This is a genomic window from Plantactinospora alkalitolerans, assembly GCF_015690345.1.
GTDB classification, from domain to species: Bacteria; Actinomycetota; Actinomycetes; order Mycobacteriales; family Micromonosporaceae; genus Plantactinospora; species Plantactinospora alkalitolerans.
This window is the reverse complement of sequence record NZ_JADPUN010000181.1, coordinates 1-14,414: the sequence shown is the minus strand read 5'-3', so window position 1 is coordinate 14,414 and position 14,414 is coordinate 1. Positions and strand designations below refer to the sequence as shown.

Genomic DNA, 14,414 nt, shown 5'->3' with positions numbered 1-14,414 from the left:
GCGCTCCAGCGGGTACGCGGCGATGTGGCGGCCCACCGGTCGACTGGCCGAGCGGACGCTGGCCGTACGGGTGCTGCACGAGCAGGTGGTGAACGGCGAGACCCGCCGGTCGGTGGTCAGCCACTTCAACAAGGCGACGAAGGGCCGGCTGGTCCGGGACCTGATGCTGGCCGGGGCGGCACCACGCTCCCCCGGCAAGCTGGTCGAGGCGTTGCGTGACCTGAAGTACACCGTCGAGGAGCAGCCGCCCGTCGCCGGCCGGCCGCGTCAACTCGACCTGGTGGTCGCCGAACTCTAGTCGGCCCGCCCACCGGGGTCGGGAACGAGCGGCGGCAGCAGCCCGGCCGGATATTCCAGCCCGTCGTGGGTGCAGGCGGCGGCGGCCACCCGGGCCGCGTACCCGGCCGCCTCGGCCGGCGGCGTTCCGGGCGACCGGGCCGCCGCGACGTACCCGGCCACGAAGGCGTCGCCGGCACCCGTGCTGTCCCGCACCGGGGCCGGCGGCCCGGCGGCCGGTACCCGTACCAGCGGGCCGTCCGCGCCGACCAGCAGCGCGCCCCGGGCTCCAAGGGTGACCACGGCGGTCCGGGGCCGACCGTCCGTGATCAGTTCGCGGGCCATCCGCTCGGCACGGTCCCCGAGTGCCGCGCCGCTGACGAAGACCAGATCGGCGGCGGCGGCGAACGGGCGGTGGTAGTCGTTCCGGCCGTCCCAGTCGTGCAGGTCGGTCGAGACCGGTGGGCTCGTCGCCGGTCCGGCCGGCAGGCCCGGCAGCAGCCCGAGTGCCCAATCCATGATCGACAGGTGTACGTGCGCGGCGGCGCCGACCAGCTCCGTCAACTCCTCCGGCGCGAACGGCGGCGGTCCGGTCCACGGCCCTCGGGGATCGTGCAGGGAGGTCCGGCCGCCGGCCGGGTCGAGCAGCAGCACCGACCGCCGGGTGCCCCGGGGATCGGTGCGCAGCACGTGGTGGATGGTGGTGCGGGCGAGCGCCGCCCGCACCACCTCGCCGGAAGCGTCCTCGCCGATCACGTCGACCAGGGCCACCCGCAGCCCGAGTGCCTCGGCGGCGAGCGCCACCCCGGCGCCGGTGTTGCCGATTCTCGGCTCGAACGGCGGCACGATGATCGAGTCGGCCGCCGGCAGCGGAAGTTCCGGCACCCGGACCGGGATGTCCACGCCCAGCCCGCCGACGACAAGAAGGTCGAACATGGTGGGCACGGTAGCGGAGGCCCGGACGGCCTCAGCGTGCCAGGGCCTTCTCCAGTTGGGCCTTGCTCATGGTCGAGCGGCCCTTGATGTTCCGGCTCTTGGCCTCGTTGTAGAGCTGCGCCTTGGTGCGGCCCTGCGCACCGGTGTGGGACCGCTTGCCGCCCCGGTGGCCGGACGAGACGTCCTTGACGGACAACCTGCTGGCGGTCTTCGCCTCGCCGGAGCGGGCGCGTTCCTTGTTCACGGTACGCGCGGCGATCTCCTCGGCGCGCTTCGTGGACTCGCCGCGCTGCTTCGCGCTGGCCTTGATGTGCTTGTACTGCCGTTCCCTCTTCGGGCTGGACCCTGCCGGCATGACCGGCTCCTTTCTCTTCAGAGGATGGGCTTGCCGCCGGTCACCGGGATCACCGCTCCCGAGATGTAGCTGGCCTCGTCGGAGGCGAGCAGGACGTACGCGGGTGCGACCTCTTTCGGCTGCCCGGGGCGGCCCAGCGGAGTGTTCTTGCCGAACTCCTCGACGTGCTCGGGCGGCATGGTCGACGGGATCAGCGGAGTCCAGATCGGACCTGGCGCGACGCTGTTGACCCGGATGCCACGGTCGCCGAGCAGTTGGGCGAGACCGCCGGTGAAGTTCGCGATCGCGCCCTTGGTGGTCGCGTACGGCAACAGCGTCGGGCGGGGCATGTCGGAGTTGATGGAGCTGGTGTTGATGATCGACGCCCCGGGGCCGAGATGGGGCAGTGCCGCCTGCACGAGCCGGAACATCGCCGTGATGTTGACGTCGAAGGTGCGCTGCCACTCCTCGTCGGTGATCTCTTCGACGGTCTCGTGCGTCATCTGGTACGCGGCGTTGTTCACGAGTACGTCGATGCCTCCGAGTTCCTCGACCGCCCGGTCGACGATCGTCCGGCACATCGCCGCGTCGCCGACGTCCCCCGGCACGAGGACGGCCCGCCGGCCCGCCTCCTCGACGAACTTGGCGGTTTCCCGGGCGTCGTCGTGCTCACTCAGATAGGAGATCAACACGTCGGCACCCTCGCGGGCGAACGAGATCGCGACCGCCCGGCCGATACCGCTGTCACCACCGGTGATGACGGCTCTCTTGCCCGCGAGGCGGCCGGATCCCCGGTACGAGTCCTCGCCGTGATCGGGCTTGCGCCGCATCGCGTCCAGGGTGCCGGGTGGTTGCTGGCTCGGTTCGGACTGCTGGGCCTGCGACATCAGGCTGCTCCTTTCCCGTCGGGCGCCGCGCCTCGCGTGAGGTCCCTCGCGATCCTGCGGTCGGGCCGGCGAGCACGAGCACCCGAAGTATCTCCACCTTGGCCGCAGAGCGGCCCGGTACCGGGCAAACTGCCCCAGGCCGGTGGCTACTAAACCCGATCTCCGGCCGCCGGGGGGCCGCGTGGGTCCGGGTCAGGGAACGCGCTGCTCGGCGGGGGGATCCAGGACGTCCTGCACCGCGATGCAGGGATCCGTGCCGGGTGCGGCGGCGTGGATCGCCTCCGCGGCGCGCCCGGCAGCGTCCCGGAACATGCTCCGCTGGTCCTCCGGAAGCCCGGCGAGCACGTGCTGCTCGGCGAGCGAGACCCGGCGTTCGGCGTCCGCCAGCGCCTCGCGCCCCCGCCCGGTGGCGACGATCCGCCGGGCCCGCCGGTCGCGGGGATCCAACTGCCGTTCGAGCAGACCGGCCGATTCCAGGTCGTCGATCAGGTACGTCAGGACGCTCCGGTCGATCGCCAGCCGGGTCGCGAGGGCGCCCTGGGTCGGCACCTCGTCGTGTACGACCACGGTGAGGATGTGGTAGCCCCGGCTGCCGTGCGGCAGGTCCCGGAGTTCCTCCTCGACGCGTTCGTGCCAGCGGCGCAGCACCATCCCGAGCGACCAGCCGAGGTTCGTGGCCGATCGGCGGGCAACCGGTCGGGCGTCGTCGTCTCCGTCGGCGGACATGGTCCGAGCCTAGCAGCGATCTGTTGGCCACAAGATAAGTTGGCCGACAAAATATTTGCTGGATAGACTTCTTGCCGCATCAACTATCGCTTCGAGCAAGGAGAGGGCAATGCCCGATTACGGCCATGAACTCCTGTTCGGCACGTTCCTCACGCCGACCGCCAACGATCCGGAACGGGTCGTGGCGCTGGCCGAGCTGACCGAGTCGGCCGGGCTGGACCTGGCCACCTTCCAGGACCACCCCTACAACCCCGACCTCCTCGACACCTGGACCCTGCTGAGCTGGGTCGCCGCCCGCACCGAGCGGCTACGCGTCTCGGCGAACGTGCTGAACCTGCCGCTACGGCCACCGGCCGTGCTGGCCCGGGCCGCCGCAAGCCTGGATCTGCTCTCCGGCGGACGGTTCGAACTCGGCCTCGGCGCCGGAGCGTTCTGGGATGCCATCGAGGGCATGGGCGGTGGCCGGCTCTCCCCCGCCGACAGCGTGGCCGCGTTGAGCGAGGCGATCGACATCCTGCGCGGCGCCTGGGACACCTCGACCCGAGGACCGCTGCGGCTGCGGGGCGAGCACCATCCGGTGCCGGGCATGCGTCGTGGCCCGACGCCGGCACACGACATCGACATCTGGCTGGGTGCGTACAAGCCGCGGATGCTGGCGCTGACCGGCAGCAAGGCCGACGGCTGGCTACCGACCCTGGAGTACCTGAAGTCCCCGGACCGGGTCACCGCGAACCGTCTTCTCGACGAGGCGGCGACAGCGGCGGGACGGGACCCACGGCAGATCCGGCGACTGCTCAACCTCTTCCAGATCGACTTCTCCGCCACCGACGGCGGGTTCCTGCGGGGCACGCCCGAGCAGTGGGTCGACCAGCTACTTCCGCTCGTCCTCGACGAGGGGTTCAGCGCGTTCATCGTCGGCCGGGACGACCCGCGCATCATCTCCACCTTCGGCCACGAGGTCGCCCCCGCGCTGCGCGAGGCCGTGGCGAGGGAGCGTACGAAGGCCACCGCCCCGACCGGGCCGACCCGGTCGACGGTCACCCTGACCCGGCGCCAACCCGGGACCGACCACGCCGCACTTCCCACCTCGCTGGCCGCCGGTGCGGTGCAGCCGGGCGACCCCGAGTACGAGCGGGTCCGACACACCTACAGCCGCCAGGGCTCACCAGCGATCGTGCTCCGTCCCCGCGACGCCGCCGAGGTGGTCGACGCGGTGACGTACACCCGCGCCCGGGACGTACCCCTCTCGGTACGCAGCGGCGGCCACGGCATCAGCGGCCGGTCGACCAACGACGGTGGGATCGTGCTCGACCTGTCGAGGATGAACAGGGTCGAGGTGCTCGACCGGGCGACCCGACGGATCCGTCTCGAACCCGGCGCCCGCTGGGGCGAGGTCGCCCAGGCGCTCGCCCCGGCCGGGCTGGCGATGAGTTCCGGAGACTACGGCGACGTCGGCGTCGGCGGACTCGCCACCACCGGCGGAATCGGATACCTGGCCCGCAGGTTCGGCCTGACCATCGACCACGTCGTGGCCGCCGAGATCGTGCTCGCCGACGGCACCCTGGTACGCGCCGACGCGGAGCACCACCCCGACCTGTTCTGGGCGATCCGGGGCGCCGGCGGCAACTTCGGTGTCGTGACCGCGCTGGAACTGGAGGCGTACGAGGTCGGCAACGTCGTCCACGCCCAGCTCGCCGTCGACGCGACCCGGGCCGCCGAACTGCTGCACCGCTGGGGACGGCTGGCCGAGGACGCGCCCCGGGAACTGACCAGCTTCCTCTCGCTCTTTCCGGCCCGTCGGCAGAACCCGCCGGTGGCCCGGGTCACCCTGGTCTACGCCGGAGACGACATCGAGGCGGCGGAGCGCGCGCTGACCCCGTTCCTGGAGATCGGCCCGATCCTCGACCAGCAGGCGCAACTGGTGCCGTACCCGGCGATCGTCGCCCCGTCCCGCAACCGGCACCACGGACAGGGCCTGGACGACGTCCACAGCGGCCTGCTCCGGCACATCACCCCGGAGGTCGCGGCCTCCGTCGAGACGATGATCCGCTCCGGCGACGTACTGATCGTGCAGCTCCGCTCGGTCGGCGGCGCCGTCAACGACGTACACCGGGACGCGACCGCCTACCCGCACCGGCGGCAGAACTTCTCCCTGCTCGCCGCCACGGTGCCGGACCGCCGGGCCCGGCTCGACAAGCTCTGGTCCGACCTCTACGAACACCTCGACGGGATGTACCTGAGCTTCGAGAGCGACACCGACCCGCAGCGACTCCTCGACGCGTTCCCCGAGCCCACCCTCGGTCGGCTCCGCCGGCTCAAGGCCAGGTACGACCCCGACAACGTCTTCAACCGCAACTTCCCCATCCCACCGGCGACTGGCGGCACCGGATCGTCCTAGCTGGTGAGCTTGCCCGCAGGTGCGGGCTTCACGTCGGATATCGGCCGACGATGCGAGCCGGACAGCTCGTTATGCCTCGCAGTTGCGACGTACTAGGGTGGCTGTCGTGACGGTGTTTCGGATCGGCGAGGCCGCAGAACTCCTCGGGGTCAGCGCGGACACCATGCGACGGTGGATCGACGCCGGACGCCTCCCCGCGTTCCGGGACGAGTACGGGCACCGGGTGATCGACGGGGTCGCCCTCGCCGCGTTCGTCCGGGCCCAGGCCGCCGAGCCGGCGGATCGCGCGGACGAGTCCTCGGCACGCAACCGGCTTCGGGGCATCGTCACCGCCGTGGTCAAGGACACCGTGATGGCGCAGGTCGACATCCAGGCCGGACCGTTCCGGCTGGTGTCGCTGATGAGCCGCGAAGCCGTCGACGAACTCGGCCTGGCGGTCGGCTCACTCGCCGTTGCGGTGATCAAGTCGACCACGGTGGTGGTCGAACGGCCCACGTCGAACGCCGGCAGCAGGGCACGGAGCACGTCGTGAGAACACGACCCTTCCGTACCGCCCTGGTCGCGGTCGCCGCACTCGCGGTGCTGGCGGTCACGGCCTGCGGCGACAGCGACAGCGGCGGCGCTCCGGCGGACGGCGGCGACCCGGGGATCACCGGCACGGTGACGGTGTTCGCGGCCGCGTCGCTGACCGAGTCGTTCACGACCATCGGCAGGAACTTCGAGGCGGCGAACCCCGGCGTGAAGGTCACGTTCAGCTTCGCCGGCAGTTCGGCACTGGCGAACCAGATCAACCAGGGTGCCCCGGCGGACGTGTTCGCCTCCGCCGCACCCGCGAACATGAAGACCGTCACCGGCGCCGGCAACGGCGACGGTACGCCGACGACGTTCGTGAAGAACCAGCTCGTCATCGCCGTACCGAAGGGGAACCCGGACGGGGTGACCGGGCTGGTGGATCTGACCGGACCCGACGCGAAGGTCGCGCTCTGCGCCGAACAGGTGCCGTGCGGGGCGGCAGCCCGAAAGGCCCTCGACGCCGCCGGAGTGGAACTCACCCCGGTCACCCTGGAGCAGGACGTCAAGGCGGCGCTGGCGAAGGTCAGGCTCGGCGAGGTGGACGCCGCGCTGGTCTACCGCACCGACGCGAAGGCCGGGGCGGCCGAGGTCGACGGGATCGAGTTCCCCGAGTCGGCCGGAGCGGTCAACGACTATCCGATCATCGTGCTGAAGGACGCGGCCAATCCGGCGGCGGCGCGGGCGTTCGTCAGCCACGTGCTCTCCGACGCCGGCCGGGGCGTACTGACCGCCGCCGGATTCCAGGCCCCGTAACCGATGTCCCTTCTCGACCACGCCGACACGGCGACCCGGCCAGCGGTGGGCCGATCGCCGCGACGGCGTCGGCGTACCGGCCGGATCCCGGTCGCGCTGCTGGTCCCGGCCACCCTCGGCCTGCTGTTCCTGGTGCTGCCGCTCGCCGGGCTCCTGGCCCGTACGCCGTGGACGACACTGCCCACACGACTCGCCGAACCGGGCGTACTTACCGCGCTGCGGCTGTCGCTGCTGACCGCCACCCTCGCCACGCTGCTCTGCCTGGCCCTCGGCGTACCGCTGGCGTGGCTGCTCGCCCGGGTCCGGTTTCCCGGCCGACGCGTCGTACGCGCGCTCGTCACCGTTCCACTCGTCCTGCCACCCGTCGTCGGGGGCGTCGCCCTGCTGCTGGTGTTCGGCCGCCGGGGACTGCTCGGCGGCTGGCTCGACTCCACCTTCGGGATCACGCTGCCGTTCACCACCGCCGGTGTGGTGCTCGCCGAGGCGTTCGTGGCGATGCCCTTCCTGATCATCGCCGTCGAGGGGGCGCTCCGGGGTGCCGACACCCGCTACGAGGAGGCCGCCGCCACCCTCGGCGCCGGCCGCTGGACCACGTTCACCCACGTCACGTTGCCGCTGATCGGGCCCGGCATCGCCGCCGGGGCGGTGCTGTGCTGGGCCCGCGCACTCGGCGAGTTCGGCGCCACCATCACGTTCGCGGGCAACTTTCCCGGTCGTACCCAGACGATGCCGCTCGCCGTCTACCTCGCGCTGGAGACCGATCTGGAGGCCGCGATCGTGCTCAGCCTTCTCCTGTTGACCGTCTCCGTGGTCATCCTCGCCAGTCTCCGGGACCGATGGATCACCAGCCCGTGACCGCCGGGACCGGCGAAGCCGCGACGCCCGATACCGGTACGACCGATGCTGGTACGCCCGAGCTAGGTACGACCGATGCCGCCACGCCCGATGCTGCCACGACCGATGCCGGTACGCCGATGCTCGACGCGCACCTGGTCGTCGAGGTCGGCCGGTTCCACCTCGACCTGCCGCTGCGGATCGGTGCCGGCGAGGTCGTGGCGCTGCTCGGCCCGAACGGCGCTGGCAAGACGACCGCGCTGCGTACCCTCGCCGGCCTGGCACCGCTGTCCGGCGGACACATCACCCTGGCGGGCCAGGACCTCGACCGGCCCGACACGCGCCGGTGGATCCCCACCGAGCGGCGCCGGATCGGGATGGTCTTCCAGGACTATCTGCTGTTCCCGCACCTGACCGCGCTGGACAACGTGGCGTTCGGGCCCCGCCGGCACGGCGCCGACCGGCGCGGCGCCCGGCAGCAGGCGGCCGGCTGGCTCGCCCGGGTCGGGCTGGCCGAGCAGGCCCGCCGCAAACCCCGGCAACTCTCCGGTGGGCAGGCCCAGCGGGTGGCGCTGGCCCGTGCCCTCGCGGTGGATCCGGCGCTGCTGCTCCTCGACGAGCCACTCGCCGCCCTCGACGCCCGTACCCGCCTCGACATGCGCGCCCAACTGCAACACCACCTCGCCCGGCATCCGGGGGCCTCACTACTGGTCACCCACGATCCACTCGACGCCCTCGTCCTGGCCGACCGGCTCGTCATCCTGGAGCAGGGTCGGGTCGTACAGGAGGGCGACGCGGCCACCATCACCGCCCAACCCCGGACCGAGTACGTCGCCCGGCTCGTCGGACTCAACCTCTACCGGGGCCGGGCGAGCGGAAACACGGTCGTGCTCGAGGACGGGTTCCGGCTCACCGCCGCCGACCAGCACGACGGTGACGCCTTCGTCGCGTTCCGGCCCTCCGCCGTCGCGCTGCACCCGCACCGCCCCGACGGCAGTCCCCGGAACACCTGGCCAGCCACCATCACCGGGATCCAGCGGCACGGTGACAACCTCCGGATCCAGCTCACCGGGCCGATCGAGGTGGCCGCCGACATCACCCCGGTCGCCGCCGCACGGCTGGACCTCGTACCCGGCCACACCGTCTGGGCGGCCGTCAAGGCCGCCGAGACCCATGCCTATCCCGCCGGCCCCGCCTGCTGAGACCGTCATCGGCGAGGGCCCTTGAATGGCCGGTCCCGCAGATCGCACCTGGGAAGAAGCCCTGACCCTGTCGAGTCGGCGGAGGTGGTTGCCGGCCGTTGCGACGTCGCCCTGGCCACGGGCATTGACAGCGAACCCTACGATCCCCGCGTGTCGCGTCCCCGATCTTCGCTGACCCTTGAGGAGCCGTTGGATGTCGTACGGAGACGCGCCTGCCAGCCAGGAGCGACACAGGCCACGGGCGCTAAAGATCGGCGCGGGCCTGCTCGCGATCGTCGGCCTGCTCGGCGTCGGCCGGGTCGCGTACGGCGTGCTGGTGAACCTGGCTCAGGATGACTGGAGTTCCGGCGCCCGCGCGGTGTTCCTGGTGCTCAACGCGATCGTGCTGGTCTTCGCGCTGCTTGTCCTGGTGCTCGCCCATCAGGTGTGGCACGGCCGGTTGTGGGCCTGGATCGGAAGTCTCGTGATGCTGCCGTTCACGATCCTGTTCGGCGGTCTGCTCCTGCTCATCACCGTGCTGCACGGCGGGGTTCCCCTTGCCGGTGCCGGTGTCGTGGCGGCGTCCGTTGCCGCGCTGCTGGCCCTGACCGGGCCACGGATGGCCCGCGGTTATTTCCTGCGCAAACCGGCCCCGGCGACATCGACGCGACCGGAAGTCGTGGTGGTTGAATGGCCGCCTCTGACCGCGCCACCCGTTGGGGAGAAGCCGTGACCTTGACGAGTCGTCTCGCCCGCCGGGCGGACCTGCCCGTCCTGCTGCCGCTGATCGCGGCGGCGATAGCGGAGTTGCAGAAGGGGTTCCTCGACGACGCGCAGATCGAGTCGAGCCGCTCGATCATGGGCATCGACACCCAGCTCATCGACGACGGGACCTACTTCGTGGTCGAGTCGGACGGGCAGATCGTGGGCTGCGGCGGCTGGAGCCGCCGGGCCACCCTCTACGGCGGCGACCACTCCCAGGGCCGCGACCCGGCGCTGCTGGATCCCGCCCGTGACCCCGCCAAGGTCCGGGCGATGTACACGGATCCCCGGTTCGCCCGGCGGGGCGTCGGCCGGCTGATCCTCTCGCTCTGCGAGGCCGCCGCCGCTGCCGAGGGGTTCGACGTCCTCGAACTCATGGCCACGCTGTCGGGTCGACCGCTGTACGAGGCCGCCGGGTTCGTACCCGTCGAGCAGGTCGAGGATCCGGCCGGCGGCACCCCCGTACGGCTGGTCCGGATGCGTAAGTCGATCTCCGCCTCGGTCGCCTGATCCAGCCCGACGGGCGGGCGGGTCGGCGGACCGCCGCCGACGCGAGTCGGATCGCCTCGGTGCGGAAGGTGCGGCGGGAGGTGGCAGATCCGGGATCTAGGATGCGGCGATGCAGATCTCGATGTGGGTCGCCTACGACGAAAAGCGGCTGCGGCGCACAATCCAGTTCATCCTCCGCCCGCAGATGAGGCTCGTCCGCATCCTGGGCGGCGTGCTGTTCGTCCTCGGCCTCGGCCTGGTGGCACTGGAACCCACGGCCTCGGTGGCCTATGTGGCTGTGGCCCTCGGGCTGGTGTTCGTCGTCGCGATCGCGCCGATCACGGTGGCCCGATCGATGCGCATGCAGTCCAACGTCATCAAGGACGGCTTTCACATGACGCTGGACGACGAGTGGGTCACGATGACCTACCCGCTCGCCGAGTCGCGGTTCCGGTGGGCCGGCCTCGACCGCATCGTCGACACCCCCGAGGCCTGGTACGTCATGTTCGGCAAAATCCAGGCGATCACGATCCCGAAGCACCCGATGACCGAGGAGCAGCGGACCCAGTTCGTCGCGTTCGTCGCCGGGCTGCACCCGGCCGGCAAATGACGGGCCTGGTGCCCATTCGGCTGTGACGCTACGGCGTTGTCGGCCGTCAATCGGCGACGGCGGCAAGCAACTGCCGACAGGTTCCCGACAACGCGGTCAACGCCTGCCGGGTTGCCGCGAGTCGCTGCCACCGGCAGTCGCCCTGCACGGGCGCGAGGCCGTCGATCAGCTCCCGCAACGGCGCCAACTGGCGAAGGAAGCGGTCCTCGGCCAGGCGTTCGGTGAAATCGGCGAGGGTCAGACAGGTCGGACCGTCCACGCCGTCGACAAACATCAGCTCACCGATGGCCCGCTGCTGCAACCGGAAGACCTGCGCGTCCCGTCCCCCGGATGACCAGGGCGCCGGATACGACGCCAACGTCGACGCCACCGCGTCAAGCCCGTGGAAGAGCAGGTTCTTGTCCTCCTGCGAGCGAAACAGCTCGAAGTTGAGTGAGCGGCGCAGCAACTCGACGTAGCTGAAGTATGCGGAGAACAGATACAGCGTCGAACTGTAGAGGTAGCCGTGTGACATCGACCAAGCCTCGGGCCTGCGCCAGTTGGCGTCGAGTGCCGGATACGCGCCGCCCTCAAGAAGGTTGCCCAGCCGACTGTTCAACTCGTCGGTGGACATCAGGATCGGGGTCGTCCACTTCAGGGTCTCCCGGCGAACCGTTTCCCGCCGGCTACGGGCCTCGGCCTGCGTCGCCAGTTCGGTGTCACGCGTCAACTCGTGCCGCATGGTCTCGGCCAGCTCACGCTTCCGAACGAACTCGAAGGTCAGCCAGGCCGTCAGCGGACTGAGGGCCACCGCCAACAGCGGCAGCCCGAGCGTGATCAGCGGCGTGGTCTGGGATTCCTCCGCGGCCAGCAGCTCCGACCCCACCCGGACGAGATCGACAGCACTCAACAAGCCCAACCATCCCCACATTGCGAAGGAAATTCGGAACGGAACGGTGTTACGGCCAAAGTTCGACCGCCCCGCGAGGCCTCGATGAACGGCCGACCATCGGTAGCGGAGGCAGACTACCTAGCAATGTGGACTGACGGGGACCGATCGCTGGTCAGGTAGCCACCAAACCGAGAGCAACCAGTGCGCCAGTCAGGTCGGCGGCGGTAGCCATGTGGCGAACGTTCCCCTGCTCACGCAGGTCGATCCGGCAGCCCGTCGCGTCGAAGCGGACGGTCAGCCACTTTCCGGGATGACGCGCGCCGATCCGAAGCAGTAATGGTTCCAGGTCGGCGACCGCGACCGACATCGACGCCTGCGGCGCCCCGATCGGCTGACCGGGATCGTCCGGTACCGCCTCGGCCAGCACGCTTCCCAGGTAGTCGAGGGCGTAGGCGATCGCCCCGGCCAGGGTCGGCCGGCCCGACGGCGACGACAGTGGCCGAGGCGACCTCTCGGTGTCCACGTTGGCCACCGTCAGCACGAGCTGCGCCCGCCGCTGGCCGCGTTGTCCGCACCGCTCGCGACCGGGCCGATGCCGTGACAGACCCGACATTCCTGGTACGGCTGCAGAGGCGCCGGATCGTCGGTGACCAGCATCCGATTGCCGTACCCGACACAGAGGCAGGCGCCGACCGTGAGGGTCAGCCCGTCGCAGCTCGGGCAGGTGACGACCACGGGCCGGCCGGTCATCGGCCCGTCCACCGCTGCGCGGACCGGCGCGAGCCGTCGGTTCGCCGATCGCGACCGGTTCGGTGGTGGGGGATGGAAGAAATACGACACAGATTTGCGCGCACGGCGGCATCATCCTTAGCCGAGGATTGTTGATCAGCGCGGTGACCCAGTCGAAAACTGTTTGGACAGCCGCCGAATTGAGTGCGTCATCTGGAAATACCGGGAATCTGTGCCAGTGTGCGGTGGCTCAGGCAAAGGATCGAGTTCGTCGGTGGTGGCCGGTACGCTGCGGCGGAACCGTCGGGAGGGCTCTTGATACTGGGTTCGGAGTCGGAAGCGATAGCAGCAGCGGGTGCGGGGAGCCGGGTGTATCAGGCGGAAAGGGTCACCTACGCCATCGGCCCGGATGCCATGGTGGTAGTCGTCGACGCGGGTGACCGTCCGGGAAGCAGCGGCGTCCAGGGCCGCCACGAATTGACGCTGGTCTCCCCATTTCCCTTCCTGGAGACGGACTGGCCGACGACGTGCCAACGCTGGCTTTCGCCCGGCTGCCCGCCGGGTGCGTACCACTCGGACGGATCAAACCACCGCTCGAGAAAACCGATATATGGGCCGATTACGCCCACCTTAGCCGCGGCCCCGGTGAACGTGGCGTCAAGCGCCCCGACGGTACAAAGATTCACACCTGGCGGCTCGTCGAACAGTTGCCGTTCGACGCGCTGGACGCGGTACGCGGCACCCAGCCCCACCCCGGGTATGCCGCCGCCTGGAGAGATCTGAGCTGGCTCGACCTGGTACCACACGATCGGGTCGCCGCGCTGCGCCAATTTCTCGCCACCTGGTACGCCGACGTGCCCAGCAAGCCGTACGGGCCGGGCCGCTCTGATCTCGCCGTTCCGGACCCGCTGCGCGAGTTCTACCGGGCCGTCGCCGGCCGCCGGGCCCTACTCGGCCGCTGGGACGAGGTCTTTACCTCCGACCGCATCTCCGCCGACGGACCGGACGGCTGGTACGTCTTCGGCGCGGATAGCCAGGGCTGCTTCCACTGGCTCATGGAGCCGACCGTCCCGGATCCCGCCGTCGGCTACGACGATGACCGGCCCGTCGAACCGGAACCGTTGAGCGGCTTCCTACTGCAATTCAGTTTGTCCGAGGCCGCCGCGGCCACGCCGGTGACCGCGACCGCCGCCGCCGACCCGGCTCTGATCCGCCTGCTGACAGACCGACTGCAGCTCGTGCCGTTGCAACCGGCGGGCTGGCTTGCCGGTGGCACCTTCCACGTCGCGCCTGGAATCGTCGCCGCCGTCTCCCGCTACGACAGCGAATCCTTCGTCACGGTAGGAGCTCGCCACGGCGCCTTCCTGCGCCCACTACGCAGCGTCGACCTCCCCTGGACCCACTTCGACGGTTAGCACCGCACGATACCTTCGCCGCCCGGTATGCACTCGACCTCGTCCTGCAGCGCCTCATCGCGCAATCCCGCCATCCATACATGGTTCTACGCCGACCCCACCCCATCGGACCGGATACCACCCGACAGGGCCGCCAGCTCCCGCCGCACATCCATGCAGACACCCGCCGGTCGAGCTACAGGTGCAACCCCGTCTGTTCCCAGGCCCGCCCTAGACGAGTAGTTCCGAATGGATCAGTGGTCGTAGGCGATCAGTGACCGGGTGACGGGTGCGCCGGTCTTGTTGTTGTGCCAGATCGCGGCGGCCATGGCCAGCAGGCGTTGGGCGACTCGGACCGCGACGCCCTCGAAGGTCCGTCCGCCGTGTTCTTCCAGGTCGAGTTGGCCTTTGAGGGTGTCGTTGACCGACTCGATGAGTTGGCGGACCTTCTTGAGCATCGGTTCGCCGTAGTGGGCCTTCTCCCGCTTGCGGGACGGTCGCAGCAGCTCGATGCCCTGGGCAGCGAGTTGCCGCTCGAACGGTTTGGAGGCGAAGCCCTTGTCCGAGATGAGCAGGATGCCGTCGTGTTAGGCGATCACCCCGGCGTCGGCTTCCAGCATCGCGGCCAGTACCTCGCGTTCGCCGATCTTGGGGTTCGCCA

General features: G+C 70.3%; 16 protein-coding genes and 2 pseudogenes. 10 read left to right on the top strand and 8 right to left on the bottom strand.

Annotated features, from left to right (window positions below; translation table 11 throughout):
• Positions 1 to 298, top strand: a pseudogene (locus I0C86_RS19585) (hypothetical protein); the annotation flags it as partial.
• On the opposite strand, the gene I0C86_RS19580 reads toward I0C86_RS19585, so the two are convergent.
• From I0C86_RS19580 to I0C86_RS19565, 4 genes are all read right to left on the bottom strand, one after another.
• Positions 295 to 1,212 carry a carbohydrate kinase family protein gene (locus tag I0C86_RS19580; RefSeq protein WP_196202706.1) on the bottom strand — a complete coding sequence of 306 codons (918 nt, stop codon included), beginning with the start codon at positions 1,210 to 1,212 and terminating at the stop codon, positions 295 to 297. The pseudogene I0C86_RS19585 and the gene I0C86_RS19580 sit on opposite strands and share 4 nt — an antisense overlap.
• A gap of 31 nt (positions 1,213 to 1,243) precedes the next feature.
• On the bottom strand, positions 1,244 to 1,567 hold the full coding sequence (locus I0C86_RS19575) for a plasmid stabilization protein (RefSeq protein WP_196202705.1): 324 nt from the start codon (positions 1,565 to 1,567) through the stop codon (positions 1,244 to 1,246).
• A gap of 17 nt (positions 1,568 to 1,584) precedes the next feature.
• Complete coding sequence (locus I0C86_RS19570; RefSeq protein ID WP_196202704.1) at positions 1,585 to 2,433, bottom strand: SDR family oxidoreductase; 849 nt, start codon at positions 2,431 to 2,433, stop codon at positions 1,585 to 1,587.
• Positions 2,434 to 2,625: 192 nt separating this feature from the next.
• Positions 2,626 to 3,159 carry a MarR family winged helix-turn-helix transcriptional regulator gene (locus I0C86_RS19565; protein WP_230394428.1) on the bottom strand — a complete coding sequence of 178 codons (534 nt, stop codon included), beginning with the start codon at positions 3,157 to 3,159 and terminating at the stop codon, positions 2,626 to 2,628.
• A 109-nt stretch (positions 3,160 to 3,268) separates the two neighbouring features.
• Between I0C86_RS19565 and I0C86_RS19560 the strand changes: the two genes are divergently transcribed.
• The 8 genes from I0C86_RS19560 to I0C86_RS19525 all read left to right on the top strand — a co-directional run bounded on the left by I0C86_RS19560 (position 3,269) and on the right by I0C86_RS19525 (position 10,759).
• Positions 3,269 to 5,557: an LLM class flavin-dependent oxidoreductase gene (locus I0C86_RS19560; RefSeq protein WP_196202703.1), complete on the top strand. Its 2,289-nt coding sequence runs from the start codon at positions 3,269 to 3,271 to the stop codon at positions 5,555 to 5,557.
• Between the two features lie 106 nt (positions 5,558 to 5,663).
• Entirely contained in the window at positions 5,664 to 6,089 is a 426-nt protein-coding gene (locus tag I0C86_RS19555) for a TOBE domain-containing protein (protein ID WP_196202702.1), read from the top strand.
• Positions 6,086 to 6,883, top strand: coding sequence for a molybdate ABC transporter substrate-binding protein (modA, locus tag I0C86_RS19550; RefSeq protein WP_196202701.1), 798 nt, complete (start codon positions 6,086 to 6,088; stop codon positions 6,881 to 6,883). The genes I0C86_RS19555 and modA overlap by 4 nt, the downstream gene beginning before the upstream one ends.
• A 3-nt stretch (positions 6,884 to 6,886) precedes the next feature.
• A complete protein-coding gene (locus I0C86_RS19545; RefSeq protein WP_196202700.1) occupies positions 6,887 to 7,738 on the top strand; it encodes an ABC transporter permease in 852 nt (283 codons plus the stop codon).
• 119 nt (positions 7,739 to 7,857) lie between these two features.
• Complete coding sequence (locus I0C86_RS19540) at positions 7,858 to 8,919, top strand: ABC transporter ATP-binding protein (protein WP_196202707.1); 1,062 nt, start codon at positions 7,858 to 7,860, stop codon at positions 8,917 to 8,919.
• Between the two features lie 193 nt (positions 8,920 to 9,112).
• On the top strand, positions 9,113 to 9,631 hold the full coding sequence (locus I0C86_RS19535; RefSeq protein WP_196202699.1) for a hypothetical protein: 519 nt from the start codon (positions 9,113 to 9,115) through the stop codon (positions 9,629 to 9,631).
• Positions 9,628 to 10,170: a GNAT family N-acetyltransferase gene (locus tag I0C86_RS19530; RefSeq protein ID WP_323373730.1), complete on the top strand. Its 543-nt coding sequence runs from the start codon at positions 9,628 to 9,630 to the stop codon at positions 10,168 to 10,170. The genes I0C86_RS19535 and I0C86_RS19530 overlap by 4 nt, the downstream gene beginning before the upstream one ends.
• Before the next feature lie 109 nt (positions 10,171 to 10,279).
• On the top strand, positions 10,280 to 10,759 hold the full coding sequence (locus tag I0C86_RS19525; RefSeq protein WP_196202697.1) for a YcxB family protein: 480 nt from the start codon (positions 10,280 to 10,282) through the stop codon (positions 10,757 to 10,759).
• 46 nt (positions 10,760 to 10,805) lie between these two features.
• On the opposite strand, the gene I0C86_RS19520 is transcribed toward I0C86_RS19525, so the two are convergent.
• The 3 genes from I0C86_RS19520 to I0C86_RS19510 all read right to left on the bottom strand — a co-directional run bounded on the left by I0C86_RS19520 (position 10,806) and on the right by I0C86_RS19510 (position 12,380).
• Positions 10,806 to 11,648, bottom strand: a complete 843-nt coding sequence (locus I0C86_RS19520) for a hypothetical protein (protein WP_196202696.1) — start codon at positions 11,646 to 11,648, stop codon at positions 10,806 to 10,808.
• Between the two features lie 154 nt (positions 11,649 to 11,802).
• Positions 11,803 to 12,153, bottom strand: coding sequence for a hypothetical protein (locus tag I0C86_RS19515; RefSeq protein WP_196202695.1), 351 nt, complete (start codon positions 12,151 to 12,153; stop codon positions 11,803 to 11,805).
• An 11-nt stretch (positions 12,154 to 12,164) separates the two neighbouring features.
• Complete coding sequence (locus I0C86_RS19510; protein ID WP_196202694.1) at positions 12,165 to 12,380, bottom strand: hypothetical protein; 216 nt, start codon at positions 12,378 to 12,380, stop codon at positions 12,165 to 12,167.
• Between the two features lie 506 nt (positions 12,381 to 12,886).
• On the opposite strand from I0C86_RS19510, the gene I0C86_RS19505 reads away from it, so the two are divergent.
• The gene (locus I0C86_RS19505) at positions 12,887 to 13,774 is read left to right on the top strand and encodes a hypothetical protein (RefSeq protein WP_196202693.1); all 888 of its coding nucleotides are present in this window, start codon (positions 12,887 to 12,889) and stop codon (positions 13,772 to 13,774) included.
• Positions 13,775 to 14,007: 233 nt separating this feature from the next.
• Here the strand turns inward: I0C86_RS19505 and I0C86_RS45735 are convergent.
• Positions 14,008 to 14,414: pseudogene (locus I0C86_RS45735) on the bottom strand (transposase); the annotation flags it as partial.

Bases quoted from the DNA above. Each gene is read 5' to 3' on its own strand.
- I0C86_RS19580 (WP_196202706.1), bottom strand. From the start codon at position 1,212: ATGTTCGACCTTCTTGTCGTCGGCGGGCTGGGCGTGGACATCCCGGTC.
- I0C86_RS19575 (WP_196202705.1), bottom strand. From the start codon at position 1,567: ATGCCGGCAGGGTCCAGCCCGAAGAGGGAACGGCAGTACAAGCACATC.
- I0C86_RS19570 (WP_196202704.1), bottom strand. From the start codon at position 2,433: ATGTCGCAGGCCCAGCAGTCCGAACCGAGCCAGCAACCACCCGGCACC.
- I0C86_RS19565 (WP_230394428.1), bottom strand. From the start codon at position 3,159: ATGTCCGCCGACGGAGACGACGACGCCCGACCGGTTGCCCGCCGATCG.
- I0C86_RS19560 (WP_196202703.1), top strand. From the start codon at position 3,269: ATGCCCGATTACGGCCATGAACTCCTGTTCGGCACGTTCCTCACGCCG.
- I0C86_RS19545 (WP_196202700.1), top strand. From the start codon at position 6,887: ATGTCCCTTCTCGACCACGCCGACACGGCGACCCGGCCAGCGGTGGGC.
- I0C86_RS19540 (WP_196202707.1), top strand. From the start codon at position 7,858: ATGCTCGACGCGCACCTGGTCGTCGAGGTCGGCCGGTTCCACCTCGAC.
- I0C86_RS19535 (WP_196202699.1), top strand. From the start codon at position 9,113: ATGTCGTACGGAGACGCGCCTGCCAGCCAGGAGCGACACAGGCCACGG.
- I0C86_RS19525 (WP_196202697.1), top strand. From the start codon at position 10,280: ATGCAGATCTCGATGTGGGTCGCCTACGACGAAAAGCGGCTGCGGCGC.
- I0C86_RS19510 (WP_196202694.1), bottom strand. From the start codon at position 12,380: ATGACCGGCCGGCCCGTGGTCGTCACCTGCCCGAGCTGCGACGGGCTG.